At 59.3% G+C, this 21,249-nt stretch carries 19 protein-coding genes; 10 read left to right on the top strand and 9 right to left on the bottom strand.

Going from position 1 to position 21,249, the window contains the following annotated elements:
* Positions 1-53 precede the first annotated feature (53 nt).
* Entirely contained in the window at positions 54-1,241 is a 1,188-nt protein-coding gene (locus ORL50_RS17550) for an MFS transporter (RefSeq protein WP_266016797.1), read from the bottom strand.
* A 274-nt stretch (positions 1,242-1,515) separates the two neighbouring features.
* Positions 1,516-3,105 (bottom strand): ABC-F family ATPase, encoded by a 1,590-nt coding sequence (locus ORL50_RS17545; protein WP_122840511.1) that lies wholly within the window; start codon positions 3,103-3,105, stop codon positions 1,516-1,518.
* Between the two features lie 413 nt (positions 3,106-3,518).
* Here ORL50_RS17545 and lpxO point away from each other — a divergent pair, with 413 nt between their 5' ends.
* Positions 3,519-4,418 (top strand): lipid A hydroxylase LpxO, encoded by a 900-nt coding sequence (gene lpxO / locus ORL50_RS17540; RefSeq protein WP_266016794.1) that lies wholly within the window; start codon positions 3,519-3,521, stop codon positions 4,416-4,418.
* A 130-nt stretch (positions 4,419-4,548) separates the two neighbouring features.
* Here the strand turns inward: lpxO and ku are convergent, their stop codons facing one another.
* Entirely contained in the window at positions 4,549-5,406 is an 858-nt protein-coding gene (gene ku, locus ORL50_RS17535; RefSeq protein ID WP_266016792.1) for a non-homologous end joining protein Ku, read from the bottom strand.
* Between the two features lie 213 nt (positions 5,407-5,619).
* Here ku and ORL50_RS17530 point away from each other — a divergent pair, with 213 nt between their 5' ends.
* From ORL50_RS17530 to ilvA, 3 genes are all read left to right on the top strand, one after another.
* Complete coding sequence (locus ORL50_RS17530; RefSeq protein WP_266016790.1) at positions 5,620-5,970, top strand: hypothetical protein; 351 nt, start codon at positions 5,620-5,622, stop codon at positions 5,968-5,970.
* A gap of 27 nt (positions 5,971-5,997) precedes the next feature.
* A complete protein-coding gene (locus ORL50_RS17525; RefSeq protein WP_266016788.1) occupies positions 5,998-7,149 on the top strand; it encodes a PQQ-dependent sugar dehydrogenase in 1,152 nt (383 codons plus the stop codon).
* A gap of 237 nt (positions 7,150-7,386) precedes the next feature.
* Positions 7,387-8,400: a threonine ammonia-lyase, biosynthetic gene (ilvA, locus tag ORL50_RS17520; protein ID WP_266016786.1), complete on the top strand. Its 1,014-nt coding sequence runs from the start codon at positions 7,387-7,389 to the stop codon at positions 8,398-8,400.
* 6 nt (positions 8,401-8,406) lie between these two features.
* On the opposite strand, the gene eco is transcribed toward ilvA, so the two are convergent.
* On the bottom strand, positions 8,407-8,889 hold the full coding sequence (gene eco / locus ORL50_RS17515; RefSeq protein WP_266016784.1) for a serine protease inhibitor ecotin: 483 nt from the start codon (positions 8,887-8,889) through the stop codon (positions 8,407-8,409).
* A 291-nt stretch (positions 8,890-9,180) separates the two neighbouring features.
* Here eco and ORL50_RS17510 point away from each other — a divergent pair, with 291 nt between their 5' ends.
* Positions 9,181-9,450 (top strand): DUF1652 domain-containing protein, encoded by a 270-nt coding sequence (locus ORL50_RS17510; protein ID WP_266016782.1) that lies wholly within the window; start codon positions 9,181-9,183, stop codon positions 9,448-9,450.
* Positions 9,451-9,506: 56 nt separating this feature from the next.
* Here the strand turns inward: ORL50_RS17510 and ORL50_RS17505 are convergent, their stop codons facing one another.
* The 4 genes from ORL50_RS17505 to ORL50_RS17490 all read right to left on the bottom strand — a co-directional run bounded on the left by ORL50_RS17505 (position 9,507) and on the right by ORL50_RS17490 (position 12,691).
* Positions 9,507-9,773: a DUF2790 domain-containing protein gene (locus ORL50_RS17505; protein ID WP_266016781.1), complete on the bottom strand. Its 267-nt coding sequence runs from the start codon at positions 9,771-9,773 to the stop codon at positions 9,507-9,509.
* A 160-nt stretch (positions 9,774-9,933) separates the two neighbouring features.
* Complete coding sequence (locus tag ORL50_RS17500; protein ID WP_266016780.1) at positions 9,934-10,872, bottom strand: carbohydrate kinase family protein; 939 nt, start codon at positions 10,870-10,872, stop codon at positions 9,934-9,936.
* Positions 10,873-10,919: 47 nt separating this feature from the next.
* On the bottom strand, positions 10,920-12,230 hold the full coding sequence (locus ORL50_RS17495; protein ID WP_266016778.1) for a glycosyltransferase: 1,311 nt from the start codon (positions 12,228-12,230) through the stop codon (positions 10,920-10,922).
* Between the two features lie 92 nt (positions 12,231-12,322).
* The gene (locus ORL50_RS17490; RefSeq protein WP_266016777.1) at positions 12,323-12,691 is read right to left on the bottom strand and encodes a response regulator; all 369 of its coding nucleotides are present in this window, start codon (positions 12,689-12,691) and stop codon (positions 12,323-12,325) included.
* A gap of 257 nt (positions 12,692-12,948) precedes the next feature.
* Between ORL50_RS17490 and ORL50_RS17485 the strand changes: the two genes are divergently transcribed.
* The 5 genes from ORL50_RS17485 (at position 12,949) to ORL50_RS17465 (ending at position 19,466) form a co-directional block, all read left to right on the top strand.
* A complete protein-coding gene (locus tag ORL50_RS17485; RefSeq protein ID WP_266016775.1) occupies positions 12,949-16,443 on the top strand; it encodes a response regulator in 3,495 nt (1,164 codons plus the stop codon).
* Positions 16,443-17,258 carry a CheR family methyltransferase gene (locus tag ORL50_RS17480; RefSeq protein WP_266016774.1) on the top strand — a complete coding sequence of 272 codons (816 nt, stop codon included), beginning with the start codon at positions 16,443-16,445 and terminating at the stop codon, positions 17,256-17,258. The genes ORL50_RS17485 and ORL50_RS17480 overlap by 1 nt, the downstream gene beginning before the upstream one ends.
* The gene (locus ORL50_RS17475) at positions 17,255-17,836 is read left to right on the top strand and encodes a chemotaxis protein CheB (protein ID WP_266016772.1); all 582 of its coding nucleotides are present in this window, start codon (positions 17,255-17,257) and stop codon (positions 17,834-17,836) included. The genes ORL50_RS17480 and ORL50_RS17475 overlap by 4 nt, the downstream gene beginning before the upstream one ends.
* Positions 17,830-19,011, top strand: a complete 1,182-nt coding sequence (locus tag ORL50_RS17470; protein ID WP_266016770.1) for a hybrid sensor histidine kinase/response regulator — start codon at positions 17,830-17,832, stop codon at positions 19,009-19,011. Before ORL50_RS17475 ends, ORL50_RS17470 begins: the two co-directional genes overlap by 7 nt.
* A gap of 77 nt (positions 19,012-19,088) precedes the next feature.
* On the top strand, positions 19,089-19,466 hold the full coding sequence (locus ORL50_RS17465; RefSeq protein WP_247290224.1) for a response regulator: 378 nt from the start codon (positions 19,089-19,091) through the stop codon (positions 19,464-19,466).
* A gap of 128 nt (positions 19,467-19,594) precedes the next feature.
* On the opposite strand, the gene ORL50_RS17460 is transcribed toward ORL50_RS17465, so the two are convergent.
* On the bottom strand, positions 19,595-21,247 hold the full coding sequence (locus ORL50_RS17460; protein ID WP_266016969.1) for an ATP-binding protein: 1,653 nt from the start codon (positions 21,245-21,247) through the stop codon (positions 19,595-19,597).
* Between the last annotated feature and the right edge of the window lie 2 nt (positions 21,248-21,249).

The raw sequence follows: 21,249 nt of genomic DNA, 5'->3' as shown, positions 1-21,249 counted from the left end.
CACGCAATACCCCTGTAGAGACTCTGTTCCCGATCCAGTCGACAGCGGATCCCTCAGGCCATTGCTCGGCGCTTGAGCAACAGGGTTAGGCCAAGTCCTGTGACTGATAGCAGCGCTGCACAGAAGAAGATCCACGAATACCCAAGATTTAACGCAATCGCTCCCATCAGCGGCCCGGCGATTGCCAGCGCCAGGTCGAAGAACACCGCATAGGCACTCAATCCCGCGCCGCGACTGGAATTCGGCACCTGCTTGATCGCCTCCACACCCAGCGCCGGGTACACCAGGGACAGGCCGAAGCCGGTCAGCCCGGCGCCGAGCAACGCATATCCGGTCGAGGGCGCGAGCCAGAGCAATACCAACCCCACGACCTCGATGCACATGCAGGCGATGGCTGAAGTGAACCCACCAAAACGGCTGATGCTCGAAATAAACAGCACCCGGGCCAGGATAAAGCACACCCCGAACACCGTCAGGCAATACGCCGCACCCGTCCAGCCACGGTTTACGTAATACAGGGTGATGAAGGTCGTCAAAGTGCCATAGCCGATCGACGCCAGGCTAAGGCTCGCCCCGAATGGCGCGATGCGCCCGAACACTGCCCAGAATGGCAGGCGCTCGCCGCGGATCACCGGCACCGAAGGCTTGTTGCGAATCAGCAACAGCGCGACGCCCGCCAGCAGGGACAGGGCGATCCCCAGGCTGGCAAAACCCAATTGGCTGACCATCACAACGCCTAAGGGCGCGCCAATGGCTATCGCGCCATAGGACGCAATACCGTTCCAGGAAATGGACCGCGCGGTGTGTTCAACGCCAACCTGGCCCATGCACCAACTGATGGTGCCCACTCCGATCAGGCCTTGGGCGATCCCCAACAGCAAACGCCCGGCAATCAGGATCATCAGGCTCAGCAGCGGCATGCTTTGCAGGAGCGTAGACAGCAAGGTCAGCGCGCCGCTGAGGACAATCCCCGTCAACCCGTAGATGATCGCCCGCTTGGTGCCCACCGTGTCCGACATGCGCCCGGCCATGGGGCGGCTGAGCAGGGTAGCCAGGTACTGGCAGCCAATGGTCAGGCCCGCGACTATGGCGCTGAACCCCAACTGGTCATGGACGTAACCCGGCAACACCGCGATCGGCAGGCCGATGCACAGGAAAGCGACGAAGGTGTAGAACACGATAGAGACGATCTGCAGGGTGATCGCCATGGAGCTTTGCGGTGGCAGTTGCTGCGCAGACATGAGGGCTCGTTCGCGGGCGGCGGAGGGAGATCTGCATCATGGCGCGGGTAGGCAATAAATGAAAGCAGGCTAACGTTCTGGATTTTCGCTGTTGTCGAGGGCCTCTTCGCGAGCAAGCCCGCTCCCACAGGGTGACCGCATTCCAAACTGTGGGAGCGGGCTTGCTCGCGAAGCTTTTTGCACCAGAAAATCTCCGACTCCTGAAATGCAAAAAGCCCCGTCATCACGACAGGGCTTTTCCTTGCAGCTAGCCGCTTGAAACTAACAGCTGCTCTTAGAACACCACACCCTGGCTACGCAGGTAATCATCATAGGTACCGCTGAAGTCGATCACGCCGCTTGGGCTGAGTTCGATGATGCGGGTGGCCAAAGACGATACGAACTCGCGGTCGTGGCTGACGAAGATCAGCGTGCCTGGGTAGTTCTCCAGCGCCAGGTTCAGCGCCTCGATGGATTCCATGTCCAAGTGGTTGGTCGGTTCATCCATGATCAGCACGTTCGGCTTTTGCAGGATCAGCTTGCCGAACAGCATGCGACCTTGCTCACCACCGGAGATGACCTTGACCGACTTGAGAATCTCGTCGTTGGAGAACAGCATGCGACCGAGGGTGCCACGGACGATTTGCTCGCCGCCCTGGGTCCACTGGCCCATCCAGTCGAACAGGTTGCAGTCGTCTTCGAAGTCGTGTGCGTGGTCCTGGGCGTAGTAGCCCAGTTCCGCGGCGTCGGTCCACTTCACGGTGCCGGCATCCGGGGTCAGTTCGTTGACCAGGGTGCGCAGCAGGGTGGTTTTACCGATGCCGTTCGGGCCGATGATCGCCACGCGCTCGCCAGCTTCAACCTGGAAGCTGAAATCCTTGAACAGCGGCTTGCCGTCGAAGCCTTTGGCCATGCGCTCGACGATGACCGCCTGACGGTGCAGCTTCTTGGTTTGCTCGAAGCGAATGAACGGGCTGACGCGGCTCGAAGGCTTGACCTCGGCCAGCTGGATCTTGTCGATCGCCTTGGCGCGGGAAGTGGCCTGCTTGGCTTTCGAGGCGTTGGCCGAGAAGCGGCTGACGAACGACTGCAGCTCGGAAATCTGTGCTTTCTTCTTGGCGTTGTCCGACAGCAGTTGCTCGCGGGACTGGGTCGCCACGGTCATGTACTCGTCGTAGTTGCCCGGGAACAGGCGCAACTCGCCGTAGTCCAGGTCAGCCATGTGGGTGCACACGCTGTTCAGGAAGTGACGGTCGTGAGAGATGATGATCATCAGACTGGAGCGCTGGGTCAGCACGTTTTCCAGCCAGCGGATGGTGTTGATGTCCAGGTGGTTGGTCGGTTCGTCGAGCAACAGTACTTCAGGATCGGAGAACAGCGCCTGTGCCAGCAAAACCCGCAGTTTCCAGCCTGGAGACACTTCGCTCATCGGGCCAAAGTGCTGCTCGATGCCGATACCCAGGCCCAGCAGCAGTTCGCCTGCACGGGATTCGGCGGTGTAGCCATCCATCTCGGCGAATTCGGTCTCCAGCTCGGCCACGGCCATGCCGTCTTCTTCGGTCATTTCCGGCAGCGAGTAGATGCGGTCGCGCTCGGCTTTAACCTTCCACAGCTCTTCATGACCCATGATCACGGTGTCGATCACGGTGAATTCTTCGTAGGCGAACTGATCCTGGCGCAGTTTACCCAGGCGCACGTTCGGCTCGAGCATGACCTGGCCGCCGGACGGCTCGAGATCGCCACCGAGGATTTTCATGAAAGTCGACTTGCCGCAGCCGTTGGCGCCGATCAGGCCGTAGCGGTTGCCCGCGCCGAATTTGACCGAAACGTTTTCGAATAGCGGCTTGGCGCCGAACTGCATCGTGATGTTAGCTGTAGAGATCAAAGGTTTTTCCTGCGAAGCATTCAGAGTAGCTAGGGTTGCGGCAGTACCGATTCAGTACCCGTTTCCGGTATTCGAACCACGGGAAATGCATCCCGGTCAGAAGCGGAAGGTCCATCTGGCAATAAGTGGACAGCAGCATATGGAGCGCTTGGCCCGAGTCGAAGTGCGCTGAAACGGGGTTCATTCCCGTCATCAACCAAGGGGGGCGCGTAATGTTTGGCGGCGATTGTACTGGTCTGGCACCTTAAACGATAGGGCATTGAGGCCACATGGCTGCTTTGGCAGCATCAGCGGGCGGTTTTTCGCCTGGATGAGTTAACCAACGCTTAGCAACTATGGCTAAAATGCCAGCATCCACCTGATGCCGACCGGCATGGATGCAGTATGTTCACTCCTGACTTGTGACGATTTCCGTGAAACTGATCATTGCCGCCATCTATATAGTGTCGATCGCTTACGTCCACCTGCGTGGGCGTGTGCGCCACAAATTGGGCCGGCAGCTGAGCGACCACTCGAGCTTTCTCGCTCCACTCAACTGTTTGCTCTACCTCTTCTCGAAAATGCCCAACAAACCTTACCTCGATCCGGCAGATTTCCCGGAGCTGCGCCCGCTACAGGAGCACTGGGAGGAGATACGTGCCGAAGGGCAAAATCTGCTTCGCGCAGGTGAAATCAAACGTTCGAGCCAATTTGACGATGTTGGCTTCAACTCGTTCTTCAAGACCGGCTGGAAACGTTTCTACCTGAAGTGGTACGGCGACAGTCATCCTTCGGCGATGAAATTGTGCCCGCGTACCACCGAGCTGGTGCAGGGCATTGGCTCGATTAAGGCGGCCATGTTCGCCGAGCTGCCACCTGGGTCGAAGCTGGTGCGCCACCGTGACCCCTACGCCGGTTCATACCGTTATCACCTCGGCCTGCAAACGCCCAACGATGCGGGCTGCTATATCAACGTCGACGGCGAAAATTACCACTGGCGCGATGGCGAACCGGTGATGTTCGATGAGACGTTTATTCACTACGCGGAGAACACCACGGAGCAGAACCGGATCATTCTGTTTTGCGATGTCGAGCGGCCGATGAAGTATCGCTGGGCGGCGGCGTTCAACCGCTGGTTCAGCCGCCATGTGATGTCCGCTGCCGGTGCGCCGAATGATACGGGAGACAAGACGGGCGGGATTAATCGGCTGTTTGGCCGGATCTACAAGATCCGCTTGAGGGGCAAGGCGCTGAAGAAGCGCAATCGCAAACTCTATTATTTGGAGAAGTGGGCGATATTTAGCGGGTTGCTGGCGGTTTTCGTATTGATCTGATGGTTTTGATGGGGGCAGGGCTGTACGCGGAATTTGGGCTCGACACAAACCCGTAGGAGCCCGGCTTGCCGGCGATGGCGATCTGGTGGGCATCATCGCTGGCAAGCCAGGCTCCTACAGGAGCGGCGTATCAACCGGTTGAGCGTTTGGTGGTTTTCTTCGCAGCAGGCTTGGCTTTGGTCGCAGGTTTGGCAGCGGCTTTCCCACCCAGGCTGCGTTTAAGCAGCTCGGTCAAATCGATGACATCGGCCGTTTTGCGCTCTTCCTCGCCAGTCGCCGTCTCCACATCCTCGATTTTGCCTTCATGGGCTTTCTTCTCGACCAGCGCCATGATCTTGTCCTCGAAACTGTCGCGATAGTCCTCCGGCGACCAGTCACCACTCATGTCCTGGACCAGGCGCTTGGCCATGTCGAGCTCGCCCTTGGCCAGCTTCGGCTCGGTGACTTCACTGCCCAGTTCCAGAGTATCGAGACTGCGAACCTCTTCCGGCCAGCGCAGCATCACCAGGACCATCGCGGACTCCAATGGCATCAGCGCCGCCAGATGCTGGCGGGTATGCAGGACCACGTGGCACAGGGCAACTTTATTGGTCTTGCTCAGGGTTTCACGCAGCAACGCATACACTTTACCGCCACGTTTATCGGGCGCCAGGTAGTAGGGGGTATCGATGTTCTGCAGCGGGATCTGCTCGCTGTCGACAAATGAAAAAATGTCGATGGTCTGGGTCGAGAGCGGGTGCGCCGATTTAATCTCCTCTTCACTGAGCACCACGTAGCGGCCCTTTTCGTACTGCACGCCTTTGACGATGTGTTCCTTGGTGACTTCCTTGCCGGTGACCTTGTTCACCCGTTTGTATCCCACGGGTTCCATGCTGCGACTGTCCAGCCAGTCAAAGTCCACGCCCTGGGAAGACGTCGCCGAGACCAGCGCTACAGGGATATGCACCAGCCCGAAACTGATTGCGCCTTTCCAGATTGCCCTAGCCATGGTTGCCTACTCGCGAGTGATGATCAGGTGACCCGCGCCCGTGGAAAAAAGTTTCAGCCAGTTGCAGCCGGCCCGCCTGGACGCGCGGCATACCGGTCAATTGGTGTTACATCTTCTGTGCGAGGTTTTGATTAACAAAACAGAACCCCCGGCGTAGCGTGGTATCGAAACGTAACCACGCGTAGCTCACTGGCATAGCCCAGAGGTGTCCCGATGAACAGGTTGGTGCTGGTCTTCACCGTGCTGGCCTCGAGTGGCGTACTGAGCCATCAGGCCCAGGCCGCAGCGCCACTTGAGTCGCTGCTACTGGCGCAAAGCCCCACTGGCAGTGCCAGTAATCCGTACAACAGCCCGATTCGTCGGGCGAACCCCAATAGCATGCAAGGCACGCAGCCCAGCGCACCGGTGATACGCGGTCCCAATACCGTGCCAGTCCCCCGGCCGCCGACGCTCGACAATGGTGGAATCGGTAACCGCTACCCGCAAAGCCGCCCGGTGCCGGACGGCCCGCCCAAATTCATACCCAATCCACCCCAGCGAGATGGCGATAGCAGCAATCGCTGACATTTTTGACGACATAAGGAACTGTGCATGTTGAGAAAAACCCTCCTGGCGAGCTTCTGCGTCAGCGTCATGTTCACCACTGCACCCACCGTCTTGGCGGCAGCTGTCCAGGAATTGAAGAGCGAGCAGGGCACACTTGAAGTCACGACCCTTACCCAAGGGCTCGACCATCCGTGGGCCCTGGCATTTCTTCCCGACCGTCAGGGCATGCTGGTCACCGAGCGCCCGGGCAAGCTGCGGGTAGTCGGTGCCGACGGCAAGCTGTCGGCGCCTGTCGATGGCGTGCCTGAGGTGTGGGCCGAGGGCCAGGGCGGTTTGCTGGATGTAGTGCTGTCACCGGACTTCCAGCAGGACCGCACCGTTTATCTGTCGTATGCCGAGGGCGGAGGCAAAGGCGACAAGGCGGGAACTGCGGTGGGCCGCGGGCAATTGTCGGAAGACCTGGCGACCCTTAGAAACTTCAAGGTGATCTTCCGCCAGGAACCCAAGCTCTCGGTGGGTAATCACTTCGGCTCACGTTTGGTGTTCGACCGCGACGGTTATCTGTTCATCACCCTGGGTGAAAACAACGACCGGCCAACCGCCCAGGATCTCGATAAGCTGCAGGGCAAGGTGGTCAGGATCTACCCGGACGGCCGCGTACCGGACGACAATCCCTTTGTCGGGCAGAACGGCGTGCGTCCGGAAATCTGGTCCTATGGCCAGCGCAATCCCCAGGGTGCGGCGCTCAACCCTTGGACGGGCGTCCTCTGGGAAACCGAGCACGGCCCGCGCGGTGGCGATGAAATCAATATCATCGAGCGCGGCAAGAACTACGGTTGGCCGACAGCCACCCACGGTATCAACTATTCCGGCCAGCCTATTCCCGAAGCCAGTGGCAAAACCGCCGAAGGAACGGTTGGGCCGCATCATGTCTGGGAAAAGTCCCCGGGGCTCAGTGGCATGGCGTTCTACGATGCTGATCGATTCAAGAAGTGGCAACACAATGTGTTCCTTGGGGCGCTGGTCACCCAGGAGCTGATCCGCCTGCAGTTCGATGGAGACCAGGTGGTGCATGAGGAACGCTTGATGGGCGAGCTGAACAAGCGCATTCGCGATGTGCGGCAGGGGCCGGACGGCTATTTGTACGTGCTGACCGATGAAAGCGACGGTGCGTTGTACAAAGTTGGGCTGAAGTAACGTTCGCGCCCTGTCAGTGGCGGTATAGGACGAATTGGCCATTGACTTGCCATCAATGGCCAGCTAATTTCAGCCCATGAATTTCAACGTATCGCGCTGCCAGCCAAGCATTATTACCGCCATTCCTTATTTGGCGGGCTAGCTTACGACTGCAGCACCCAACCCGCCCTGGAGGCGGGTTTTTACTATCTGTCTCCTGGGTTAAACGCCTTCACGGCAACGCCACCAGGGACGAATATGAACTACACACCCAGCCAGCAAGCCTTGCTCGCACATTACGCCAAGAAAATCCTCGCCGCGCCGGTCTACGAACTGGCCGTACGCACGCCGCTGCAACCCGCACCGGCGCTGTCCGAAGCGTTGGGCAACCAGATACTGCTGAAGCGCGAGGACCTGCAGCCGACTTTTTCCTTCAAGATCCGCGGTGCCTACAACAAGCTGGTGCAACTGGGCGATCAGCAAAAAGCCTGTGGCGTGATCACCGCATCGGCCGGTAATCATGCCCAAGGTGTCGCACTGGCTGCCCGTGTGCTGGGGATCGCCGCCACCATCGTCATGCCTGCCACCACGCCGGAACTCAAGGTGCTGGGGGTGCGCAGCCGTGGCGCCGAGGCGGTGCTCCACGGGGAGAGTTTTCCGTTTGCCCTGGCTTACGCCCTGGACCTGGCAAAACACACCGGCCGCACCTTTGTGTCGCCTTTCGATGATCCGGAGGTGATCGCAGGGCAGGGCACCGTTGGGATGGAAATATTGCGCCAACACCCGGGCCCGATTGACGCGATCTTCGTGCCGGTCGGCGGTGGCGGGCTGATCGCCGGCATCGCCGCCTACGTCAAATATCTGCGCCCTGAAGTACGCATCATCGGCGTAGAGTCTGAACATTCGGCGTGCCTGTGCGCAGCGCTGGACGCCGATGAGCGCGTGATACTGCCGAGCGTCGGGACATTCGCTGATGGCGTGGCGGTCGCGCAGATAGGTGAATACGGTTTTGAGGTGGGTCGCTTTGCTGTTGATGAGATGCTGACCGTCAGCAATGACGAGCTGTGCAGCGCAATCAAGAACATCTACGACGATACCCGCTCGATCACCGAACCTTCCGGGGCGCTAGCCGTGGCCGGCATCAGAAAATATGTGGCGCGCACCCAGGTCCGTGGTCAGACCCTGGTGGCTATCGACTCGGGCGCCAATATCAACTTCGACAGTCTGCGCCATGTGGCCGAGCGCGCCGCGTTGTGCGGCGCGCCAGCATGAGGCCAGCTATTCGCGGCTGGCCTGCTCGATCTTGCTCGATGCCGACCAGATGCGGTAATGCACTTCGATGTCCTTGGGCACGTAGAGCACGATCGGCAGCTTGCTGTTGTAGCGCAGCATGAAGCCGTCTCCCACCACCGGGACGAAGTCTTTTTTGGGCTGGCTGCCGGGGCAAGCCATCATCGTACTCATCGGGCCGATGACTTTATCCAATCGATAGAAAGGGTAGCCCCAGCCTTCAAGATTTTTCTCTTCAAGAATGCCGCCCAGGCGCGGGCGATTGCAGTCGACCGTCAGGGTTTGGCCCGCGAGGATTTCCACCTGAAAATTTTCTTCCTGGGGTTGCGCAGGGACGCGAATGACCTGGCGGGTATAGCCGGCGTCCGCTTTCGGGTACGGCGCGAATTCTTCAAGTGTCGCGGCGTGAGCCAGCGTTGACAGGCCGAACGCTATCAGCCCGACGGTCGAGTTAATGGTCAGAGATCCCATGATGCTCCTTGCTTGTGTTGGGGGAAGGGGGAGACTGCAAGTGATGGGCGCAATCTTAGCGGCGCGACCGGCTTATGCAACCAGATTGCAATTTGCAGGACCCTGAGAGGTGCTTCTTGCAATTTGCATGGGCGATTTGCCGGGCAGACTTGCTAACCCGTTGATTTGCCGATGAGCTGCACGGCGCAATCAGAGGCATGAATTATGCTGTAGCTGTCCTTAAGCTGACCGCGCAGTTCATTGAGTCAGCGCCGCTATTTTCGGCTATCTGACAATAAGGAGAGGGTCGCCATGTTTCTTTCTGCCTTGGAACTTCGCAATATCATTGAAAGCAGTTTTTTGCCCAAGCGTTGTTTATGTTCGTTGTCCCAAGACCTGTCCATGAGGGTAAAGGTCTATTCCGATCGTGTTACGGATCAGGTCGACCTCGATATGTCCGGTATCGATGCCAGGCATCTCAACGGCCATAGGGAGATCAGCGAGCTGATTGTCGACTTACGTTCGCAGATCGACCAAAAAACATCCAAGCAAACACTGCACCCGGACCGCAAAGCGTTCTAGGCGTCTAATCCATTCCTGAAAGTGTCTGGCCCGACCACGGGCCAGACACTGTCTCTTCAGCTTTGCAGGCTGCAGGCGTCCGACAATTTGCGATAGCTGATTTGCGCAGGTCGCCCAGAGGTGTCGATGTACTTCATCTCAGCCGTGATGACTTTGCATTCCATTGTCGAAGGCTCGGTCAGGGCAACCACCTTGGCGACATGCAGCACCATTCCATAATGGTAGGGCACCGCTTCAGAGGTGCGGGTGTCGTCGGCATTGACAATGCTCGCCCAGCAGATACTGGCGAGGGCAGTAGCGAACACAATTGTTTGAGTTTTCATAAATGTACTCCAGCGCAGACAAAGTCAGCTCGACCCTCAGGGTCAAGCGTGCCGCACTGGGCTGTCAGGCAAGCCTGCAGGCGTGCGGTCCAGTCAAGTCTTGGACCGCGCCGTTAACAGATGGTTAACCCGGCTGAATGCCACCTGTCGGCTGGGTGAATTATTGCAACTGATGTCGATACGGCAAATCGGGTCCGGTCTTGCCACAGGTCAGCGCCGCCGCCTGCACCGCGAACCGCAGCATTGCGTCGACCTGCCCGCGCTCCAGCTGCTGCAACCCCTGCACCGAATCCAGCTGCTGTTCCGTTAACCAGGTAATCAACGCCGCCTGAAAGGTGTCGCCCGCGCCCACGGTATCGGCGATTTTCACGGCAGTGGCCGGCACCGACCACGACCCGTGGCGACGGCTGAACACCGTGGCACCCTCGCCACCGCGGGTCAGGAACACCAACTGACTGCGATGTTCCAGCCAGCCCTCGATAATGCGCTGCGGCTCTTGTTCGGGATACAACAGGCCCAGGTCCTCGTCGCTGACCTTGATCAGGTCGGCGTATTGCACCAGGGTCGCCACTCGCGAGCGCCACAGCTCGATATCTGGCTCGGGATTGAGCCGCACATTGGGATCGAGGGTGATCAGGCGCCGGCCGCTCTCCCTGCGCACCAGTGCCAGCAGGGTATCGGCGATTGGCTGCACCACCAGCGAATAAGAACCGATATGCAGGCCTCGCACCTCGGGCCCGAGCAGCGGCAGATGCTCCAGGCGCAGTTGCCGGTCGGCGCAACCTTCGCCGCGAAAACTGTAATGCGGTGAGCCATTGGCGCCCACGGCGACCATAGCCAGAGTGGTCGGCGCAGCGAACTCCACCAGGAAGTCCGGGAACACGCCTTCGTCCGCCAACACCTGTTGCAAGCGCTTGCCCAGGTGATCGCTGGACAGCCCGGCAAACAACGCGGCCTTTACCCCTAATCGGCGCAATCCCACCGCCACATTGAACGGCGAACCACCGGCAATGGCCTTGAAAGTGACTTTCGACGCCAGGCCGCTAACGTCTTCTTCACTGAAAAAATCAAATAGCGCTTCGCCGCACACCAGATACATGATCGTTAACTCTTATTAGGGGGGTTACGACGGGCTGTCGATAAAGTTCATTGACCGCCCGCTGCGCAACTCGAACGGTTTTTCGCTTCAATCCATTGCGACATGTACTGGGTGCTCTTGTGCTGGTGATGGCGCAGCATGCCCCCAGTGAAATTGTCCCTGCGGATCGCCGGCAAGTGTTCACGGCAGTGATTCAGTCGCGTGATCAGCGCCGGGCCATGTTCCGCCAAGCGATATCGGCAAGCGAGCAACGCCAGGCCCTTGGCTTGTGCATCCAGCCACACCAGGCGGTCGTTGTGCAGTTGCACTGCCTGGTCGGCGAAAGCCTGGGCGGTGCAGGAAATCGCGCCCGGCCAGGGCTCCTCGCCTTGCATGCCTTCCGCCCCGATCGGCGTGGTGACATTGGGCGTACCACACAGCATCGCGTCCACCAGCTTGCCCTTGATACCCGCGCCAAAACGCAACGGTGCCAGGCACACCCGTGCCGCCGACATTACTTGCAACGCATCTTCAGCCCAGTTCATCACGTGAAATCCCTGGGCCGCGTTGTGCAGCGCCGTGGCCTTGGGTGGCGTGTACGCTCCATAGATGTGGAGCTGAGCAGCGGGCAACTGCTGGCGAATCAACGGCCAGATCGTGGTCTTGAGCCACAGCACGGCGTCCCAGTTCGGCGCATGCCGGAAGTTGCCGATGCTGAGGAAATGCGCTCGGTCTTCAAAGGCGACAAAGGGCCGGGGCGGCACTTCGATCATCAACGGGCACCAATGCAGCAAATTACGCGGTACGTTGAATTGCTGCACCAGCAACTCGATTTCCACCTCGGAGATCATCAGCGTCAGGTCGCAGCGATAAATAGCGGCAATCTCGCGCTTGGCCAGGTCGGACTCGGCCATCAGTTCAAATTCCTGGCGTAGTGCCGGTGCAAACAACTCGTTGAAATCGTCGAGGTCATCACTGGCCTTCAACCGCTCCTTGAGCCGTTGCTGCCTGGCGTGACGCAGGCTCTGCAGATCGGAAGTCTCAAGCACCCGCAAAGCATTGGGGCAGTGCTTTTCCACCCGCCAGCCGAACTGCTCTTCCATCATGAATTGGTCAAACAACACGATATCCGGGGCCAGCTCGCTGACGAAAGCGTCGAAACTGCTGTTGTTCAGCTCGATCGGCACCTGGCGAATGCCCAATGCGGCAAGGTCCGCCGGATGCTCGCCGGCACCGGCCGGGCTGCTGAATGTGATATCCCAGCCTTGCTGCAGGAAAGTTTCGAGGATTTGCATCACATGACCGCTGGCCGCCGAAGAACGGGGCTCGGGCCAAACGTAACCAATGACCAGGACTTTGGTTGCGCGGGGCTGACTCATTGAGGGTAGTTCCTTGAAGCGGGCAGGGGCCATTGGGCAAAAAATTGCGCGCAATTAAACCACAACGGCCGGCGCTCCTGGCGCCATGCGGGTCACTTTGCCGAGTGCAGGATGCCCTTGACCTTGTCGCGCAGTGCATCAATAGAGAACGGCTTGCCGATCACATGCATGTCCCCCGGCACATCGATGCTTTCGGCATAACCGCTGGCAAACAGGATCGGCAAGCTGGGCCGAAGCTTGCGAGCCTCACTGGCGAGTTCACGACCGTCCATGCCCGGCAAGCCCACATCCGTCATCATCAAATCGATGTGCTCACCCGGATTTTGTAAAAAAACCAGCGCCTGTTCACTGCCATCGGCTTCCAGCACTTTGAACTCCAGTTCCTCAAGGACGTCAACGATCAACATGCGCACGATGTCGTCGTCTTCGACTACCAGGATGATGGACTCGGCGGAAGGCATAATGGGGTTCCCAAAATTGAAATTGCAGGGCCGGTCGAGCAAATTCGCCGGGGTCTTGCTTGAGTAAACAGCGGGACCCGACAAGTTCCCGCCCGGTTGAAAAAAGAATAGCTGCACAAGCGCCGCAAGGATAACTGCTCCTTTGTCCTGGAGCATCTGAATGTAGGATTTTGCTGAAAATCCCGTCAGAAAATTGGATCACGGTAGCCCTTATGGGGCAAACTCCGTGTTTTTTAACCGTTCGACAAGGCTCCCACATGTCCACTGCGTCTTCGGTAGATGAGCAACGCTTTCGTAAACTCCTGAGTCGCAACGTCAGCCTCCCATTGGGCGTAGGCGTTGTCAGTGCAGTGTTCTTCGTGTCCCTGATTACTTACCTGCTGTCGACCATCCAGTGGGTGGAGCACACCGACCGGGTGATCAATAACGCCAATGAAGCGGTGAAGCTGACCGTCGATCTGGAAACCGGTATGCGCGGCTTTTTGCTCAGTGGCGACGACAAATTTCTTGAACCCTATGAAACTGCCCGCCCGCGGATCAAGGTCGCGCTCAACACATTGCTCGAACTGACCGGTGACAACCCGGTTCAGACTGACCGTCTGCGTCGCCTCGAAGCACTGCAAGCCGAGTGGGCCGCCTACGCGCAGTCAATGATCGATTTGCAACGCTCCAGCGGCGACTACCGTGGCGCGGTCAAGGCCGGGCGGGGCAAGCGCCTTACCGATGAGATTCGCAAGCAGTTCGAAGACGTGATCGAGATGGAGCAGCAACTGCGTGCCTCGCGTAATGAAGAAGTGCGCCGCACCACCATCTGGAGCATTGCCCTGTACCTGCTATTCGTCGCCGGGATCAGCGCACTGCTGGCCTATATCGGCCGGCGCGACCTGCTTAACCTGTCGCAGAACTACGCCGCCAACCTCGCGGCGCAGCAATCCAGCGCCAATCGCCTGGAGCAGCAAGCCTGGCTGCGCAACGGTCAGACCGAACTGGCCGAGCAGGTGTTGGGGCAGCTGTCGCTCAATGTGCTGGGGCGCAACATTCTGCAGTTTTGCGCGCAGTACCTGGGTTCGGCCGTGGCCGCCATCTACGTGCGAGAAGAGCATGGCGGCCTCAAACGCGTCGCATCCTACGGTTTTTCCCGGGAGCAGGAAGAGCGCGAGCACTACATTCATAGCGATGAAGGAATTGTCGGCCAGGTGGCCCAGCGGGCTCAGCTGATTCGCCTGGACAAAGTGCCCGGCGACTACTTCAAGGTCAGCTCGGCCTTGGGTGAGGGCCTGCCGCACAGCGTGCTGGTGGTGCCGACCAGCGACGACGAGCGGGTCAATGGTGTGGTCGAACTGGGTTTCCTGCGCCCACTGAGTGACCGCGACGTCGAGTTGCTGGAGTTGATTGCCGGCAACATCGGCACCTCGATCGAGGCTGCACGCTATCGCCAGCGCCTGCAGGAAGTGCTGGCGCAAACCCAGCAACTCAACGAAGAGCTGCAGGTCCAGCAGGAAGAACTCAAGACTGCCAACGAAGAACTCGAAGAACAGTCACGCATTCTCAAAGAGTCCCAGGCGCATCTGGAAACCCAGCAGGTTGAGCTGGAGCAGACCAACGAACAGCTGGCCGAGCAGGCGCAGATCCTCGCCGACCAACGCGATGCCATGGACCAGAAGAACACTGAACTCAATCAGGCCCAGACCCAGCTGGAAGAGCGTGCCGAGGAGTTGCAGCGTTCGAGCAAATACAAATCCGAATTCCTCGCCAACATGTCCCATGAGCTGCGCACTCCGCTGAACAGCTCGCTGATCCTCGCCAAGCTGCTGGCAGAGAACCCCCAGGACAACCTCAGCGCCGAGCAGGTCAAGTTTGCCGAGTCGATCTACTCGGCGGGCAACGATCTGCTGCACCTGATCAACGACATCCTCGACATCTCCAAGGTCGAGGCCGGCAAGCTGGAGATGCTCCCCGAGCACACCAGCGTCGCCCGCCTGGTGGACGGCTTGCGCGGGATGTTCCAGCCCCTGGCCACGCAAAAGCAGCTGGATTTCCAGGTGGAGCTGCAAGCCGGTTCGCCGATGATGATCTACACCGATCGCCAGCGCCTGGAGCAGGTGATCAAGAACCTGCTGTCCAACGCCGTGAAGTTCACCGAGAAAGGCACGGTCAGCCTGACGGTTACCAGCATGCCGGGCGATGGCATTGCGTTCGTGGTACGCGATTCCGGGATCGGCATCGCTGCCGATCAGCAGGAAAGCATTTTCGAAGCGTTCCGCCAGGCCGATGGCACGACCAACCGGCGTTATGGCGGTACCGGCCTGGGCCTGTCGATCTCCCGGGATCTGGCGGCACTGCTCGGCGGTTCCATCAGTGTCACCAGCGAACCGGGGCAGGGCAGTGTGTTCACCCTGGTGCTGCCGCAGCAATACATCGAGCCGGGTGAAAGCCCGGTTGAACAGCTGACGCCAGCGCCGGTCGTGGCTGCGCACCCGGTCACCGCGCCGGCGGCCCTGACGCCGCTGATTGCCCCGGTCGATATCCCGCGCTTCAACGACGACCGCAGCAAGGCACCGTTCGCCACTCGTTGCATCCTGGTGGTGGAGGACGAGCCGAATTTCGCGCACATCCTCTACGACCTGGCCCACGAGCTGGGTTACCAGTGCCTGGTCGCCCATGGCGCCGATGAAGGTTACAACCTGGCCCGGGAGTACATCCCCGACGCGATCCTGCTGGACATGCGCCTGCCGGACCATTCGGGCCTGACCGTACTGCAGCGGCTCAAGGAACACGCCGACACCCGGCACATCCCGGTGCATGTGATTTCAGTCGAGGATCGGGTGGAAGCCGCGATGCACATGGGCGCCATCGGCTACGCGGTTAAACCGACCACCCGCGAAGAGCTCAAGGACGTGTTCGCCCGCCTGGAAGCCAAGCTGACCCAGAAGGTCAAGCGCGTCCTGCTGGTGGAAGATGACGACCTGCAGCGCGACAGCATCGCCCGCCTGATCGGCGACGAAGACATCGAGATCACTGCCGTCGGCTTTGCCCACGAAGCGCTGGACCTGCTGCGCACCACCATTTACGACTGCATGATCATCGACCTCAAGCTGCCGGACATGCTCGGCAATGAGCTGCTCAAGCGCATGTCCACCGAAGACATCTGCTCGTTCCCGCCAGTCATCGTTTACACCGGCCGTAACCTCACCCGGGATGAAGAGGCGGAGCTGCGCAAGTACTCGCGCTCGATCATCATCAAAGGTGCGCGCTCACCCGAGCGTCTGCTCGATGAAGTGACACTCTTTCTGCACAAAGTCGAATCGCAGCTGTCCCATGAACGGCAGAAGATGCTCAAGACCGCCCGCAGCCGCGACAAGGTCTTCGAAGGTCGCAAAGTGCTGCTGGTGGACGACGATGTGCGCAACATCTTCGCCCTCACCAGCGCGCTGGAGCAAAAAGGGGCTGTGGTGATCATTGGCCGAAATGGTCGTGAGGCGATTGAAAAGTTGAATGAAGTCGAGGACATCGACCTGGTGTTGATGGACGTGATGATGCCGGAGATGGATGGCTATGAAGCCACCATCGAAATTCGCAAGGACCCGCGCTGGCGCAAGCTGCCGATCATTGCCGTCACGGCCAAGGCCATGAAGGACGATCAGGAGCGCTGCCTGCAGGCCGGTTCCAACGATTACCTGGCCAAGCCGATTGACCTGGACCGCCTGTTCTCGCTGATTCGAGTGTGGTTACCCAAGATGGAACGCATTTAGTGCAAGCCAATACCGAAATTGAACTGCGGCTGTTGATCGAGGCGATCTACCTCAAGTACAGCTACGACTTTCGCGACTATTCCGGCGCTTCGATCAAGCGCCGGGTCCAGCACGCTCTGGGCCAGTTCGAGTGCGCGACCATCTCGGCGCTACAGGAAAAAGTCCTGCACGACTCGACTGCGTTCATGCAATTGCTGCAGCTGCTGACTATTCCGGTCAGCGAGATGTTTCGTGACCCGTCGCACTTCCTGGCCATTCGCCAGGAAGTGGTGCCGCTGCTCAAGACCTATCCCTCGATCAAGATCTGGATCGCCGGCTGCAGCACCGGTGAAGAGGTCTATTCGATGGCCATCCTGCTGCGCGAAGAAGGCTTGCTGGATCGCACCATCATTTACGCCACCGACATCAACCCGCGCTCCCTGGACAAGGCCAAGCAAGGCATCTTCTCCATGGAAAATGTGCGGGCCTACACCGCCAACTACCAGAAGGCCGGTGGCCAACGCTCGTTCTCCGAGTACTACACGGCGGCCTATGGCTATGCGATTTTCGACAAGTCGCTGTGTGAGAACGTGACCTTTGCCGATCACAGCCTGGCGACCGACAGTGTATTCTCAGAAACTCAATTAATTTCGTGCCGTAACGTATTGATTTATTTCAATAAAAAATTGCAAGACCGGGCGTTTGGCTTGTTTCACGACTCCCTGTGTCACCGTGGCTTCCTGGTGCTGGGCAGCAAGGAAACGCCGGACTTCTCGGCCTTCGGCAAGCAGTTTGAACCCTTGGTCAAACAAGAACGGATCTACCGCAAATCATGAGCAATTCTTCGATAGAAGCCATCGTGATCGGCGCTTCGGCGGGCGGTGTCGAAGCCTTGCTGAACATCCTCGGTCCGCTGCGCGTAGGGTTTACGCTGCCGATCATCGTGGTGCTGCACTTGCCGGATGAGCGTCGCAGTCACTTGGTAGAAGTGTTTGCGCGCAGGGTATCGATGCCGGTGCTGGAGGCCAGTGACAAGACCCCGATCGTTGCGGGCACCCTTTACTTCGCCGCGCCCGGTTATCACCTTTCGGTGGAACAGGACCGGACTTTTTCCCTGAGCCTGGAAGCTCGCGTGCACCATTCGCGCCCGGCCATCGACTACCTGTTTGAGTCCGCAGCGGACGCCTATGGCGTGAATCTCGCCGCCGTGTTGTTGACCGGTGCCAACCGCGACGGCGCCAGCGGTTTGGCCCAGGTCAAGCAGCGCGGCGGCCTGACCATCGTCCAGGACCCCGAGGAGGCACAGGTCGCCACCATGCCGTTGGCGGCATTGGCCACCCACCAGCCGGACCACATTCTCCCCATCCACGGCATCGGCCGTCTGCTTGTCGAGCTGGAACGAATCGCATGCTAAGTAATATTCAAGCCAAACTGCTGATCGTCGACGATCTGCCGGAGAATCTGCTGGCGCTTGAAGCGCTGATCAAGCGCGAAGACCGTACTGTCTACAAAGCCTTGTCCGCTGACGAGGCCTTGTCCCTGCTACTGCAGCACGAATTCGCCATGGCCATTCTCGACGTGCAGATGCCCGGCATGAACGGTTTTGAGCTCGCCGAGTTGATGCGCGGTACGGAAAAGACCCGGAACATCCCGATCGTGTTCGTCAGCGCCGCCGGTCGCGAGCTGAACTACGCGTTCAAGGGCTACGAAAGCGGGGCCGTGGACTTCCTGCACAAGCCGTTGGATATCCATGCGGTGAAGAGCAAGGTCAATGTGTTCGTCGACCTCTATCGCCAGAGCAAGGCGATGAAGCAGCAGGTCGAGGCGCTTGAGCAAAGCCGTCGCGAGCAGGAAGCGCTGCTTGAGCAATTGCAGAACACCCAACTGGAGCTGGAGCAGGCCGTGCGCATGCGCGATGACTTCATGTCCATCGTCGCCCACGAAGTGCGCACTCCGCTCAATGGCCTGATCCTCGAAACCCAGTTGCGCAAGATGCACCTGGCCAGGGATAACGCAGCCGCCTTTACCCTGGACAAGATGCACGCCATGGTTGATCGCGATGAACGGCAGATCAAGAGCCTGATTCGCCTGATTGAAGACATGCTGGATGTCTCGCGCATTCGCACCGGCAAACTGTCGATCCGTCCCAGCCGTTTTGATCTCTCGGCCCTGGTGCGTGGACTGCTGCAAAACTTCGCCCCGCAAATCGACGCTGCCGAATCTTCGGTTTCCCTGGACGCCGATGAACCAGTGGTGGGCAATTGGGATGAATTTCGCATCGAACAAGTGATCTCAAACTTGTTGACCAACGCTTTACGGTACGGCGCCAAGAGCCCCATCACCGTGAAGGTGTACAGTGACAACGGTCAGGCGCGGGTCGAAGTGCGGGATCAAGGGATCGGCATCGGTGAAGAGAACCAGAAGCGGATCTTCCAGCAGTTCGAGCGCGTCACGGCCAAGCACGCCGTCGCCGGACTCGGCCTGGGCCTGTTTATTTCAGAGCAGATTGTGACTGCCCATGGCGGGACTATTACCGTCGAAAGCCGGATTGGCGAAGGCGCCCTGTTTCGCGTTTGTCTGCCGCTGTAGGAAATCAGCCAGATAAACGCAACCTCTGGTCGACCCCAGGGTCGTATCAGCAGCTATTGACCGAACAAAGGCTTCCCATGAGTGAAGATGCGCAAGATGTAGTACTTGTCGTCGAGGATGACCCCTCGATATTGATGGTGTTGTCCGCTTATTTATCGGGGGAGGGCTACCGCGTGCTGCAAGCGGAAAACGGTGAGCAAGCGTTTGCCATCCTCGCCAGCAAACCGCACCTGGACATGATGATCACCGACTTTCGCCTGCCAGGCGGCATTTCCGGCGTGCAGATTGCCGAGCCCGCAGTGAAGCTGCGACCGGAACTCAAGGTGATCTTCATCAGCGGCTACCCGCAAGAGATCCGCGAGACGGACAGCCCGATTACCCGTAAAGCCCCGATTTTGGGCAAGCCGTTTGATCTGGATGTGTTGCAGGAGTTGATGCAGGACATGCTTTCATAGGAGCGGCGCAGGAGCTGTGTAGGAGCTGTCGAGTGCAACGAGGCTGCGATCTTTTGACGTTAAAAAAATCAAAAGATCGCAGCCTTCGGCAGCTCCTACATAAGACAAAATCAAAAGATCGTCCGGTGTCAGATATGAATCATCTCCCGCACCTTCGCCGTCAGCAGGTCGAAGGTGAACGGCTTGGTGATCATCTGCATGCCAGGGTCCAGAAACCCCCCGCGCACTGCCGCGTGTTCGGCGTAGCCGGTGATAAACAGCACCTTGAGCCCAGGGCGGAACTGCCGACCGATTTCCGCCAGCTGCCGCCCATTCATTCCGGGTAGCCCAACATCACTGATCATCAGGTCGATGCGCTGCGTCGAGTCCAGAATCGGTAGGGCACTGTCCGCGTCGCCGGCTTCCACATAGGCATAGCCCAGATCGCTCAACACCGTGCTCACCAACACTCGCACCGCCGGGTCATCCTCAACGATCAGCACTGTTTCGCCATTTTGCGCAAAGGGTGCATGGGGTGCATCCACCGGGCAGTACTGCGGGACATCACCGCCAAAACGCGGCAGGTACAAGCTCACGGTGGTGCCGACGCCCACTTCACTGCTAATGGCGACATGCCCGCGTGACTGTTTGCTGAACCCATAGATCATCGACAGGCCCAGGCCGGTCCCCTGGCCGATGGGTTTGGTGGTGAAGAAGGGATCGAACGCCCGGCTGATGGTGCTTTGTGGCATGCCGCAGCCGTTATCCGTGACACTGAGCATCACGTAGTCGCCCGGCTCCAGGTTGGGGTGTGCGTCGGTAAAAGCCGCATCCAGATGCTCGTTGCTGGTCTTGACCACCAGCTTGCCACCATTGGGCATGGCGTCCCGGGCGTTGATCACCAGGTTCAGCAGGGCGCTCTCCAGTTGATTCGGATCAGCCTCGGCCACCCACAGGCGCTGATCGAGTTGCATGTCCAGCTGAATGGTTTCGTCGATGCTGCGCTGCAGCAGTTCACCCATCGACACCACCAGGGCATTCATCTCCACCGGCTTGGAATCCAGCGACTGCCGGCGCGAGAACGCCAACAGCCGGTGGGTCAGGCCGGCGGCACGATTGGCCGAAGTGACGCCCAGGTCGATCAGGCTGTCGAGATCTTCGGTGCGGCCACGGGCCAGTCGGCGGCGCAGCAGCTCCAGGCTGCCGATGATCCCGGTCAACATATTGTTGAAGTCGTGGGCGATCCCGCCCGTGAGCTGGCCCACCGCTTCCATTTTCTGCGACTGGCGCAGCACTTCTTCGTTGTGGCGCAGCTGCGCGGTGCGTTCCTCGACCTGTTGTTCCAGGGTTTCGAGGGTGGTCTGCAGGCGCAGCTCGCTTTGGCTCAGGTCGATCAACCGATCCCTGGCTTCATACTGTCGTCGGCGGCCGCGTAATGCGGTGGTCACCAGGCTGATCAAGGTCACCGGATGGAAAGGGCGCTCGAGGAAGGTCACGTTGCCCAGTTGCGGGCCAAAACGCGAGGCCGGGTTTTGCTCCGGACCGCCGTGATAGGTCAGCAACACGATGGGCAGGTCCGACCAGGCAGGCTGTTGTTCAATCAGCGCCATCAGCGGTCCGAGATCGCCGCCCAACAACGCCTCTGAAGAGATCAGCAACAATCCCGCACCCTGGACCAGCTCATCGCATAGGGACGGCAGGTCGCGGGTAATGACTGCGCAAAAGCCAGCTTCGTTGAGCATCATCAGGGCGATCTGGCTGTCACGTCCCAGCGGCGCGAGAATGATCGCGCGCTCGGACATTA

The sequence above is a fragment of the Pseudomonas sp. RIT-562 genome, assembly GCF_026241895.1.
In the GTDB taxonomy this organism is placed as follows: Bacteria; Pseudomonadota; Gammaproteobacteria; order Pseudomonadales; family Pseudomonadaceae; genus Aquipseudomonas; species Aquipseudomonas mandelii_F.
The sequence above is the reverse complement of the archived record's forward strand: the minus strand, read 5'-3'. Positions and strand labels throughout refer to the sequence as shown.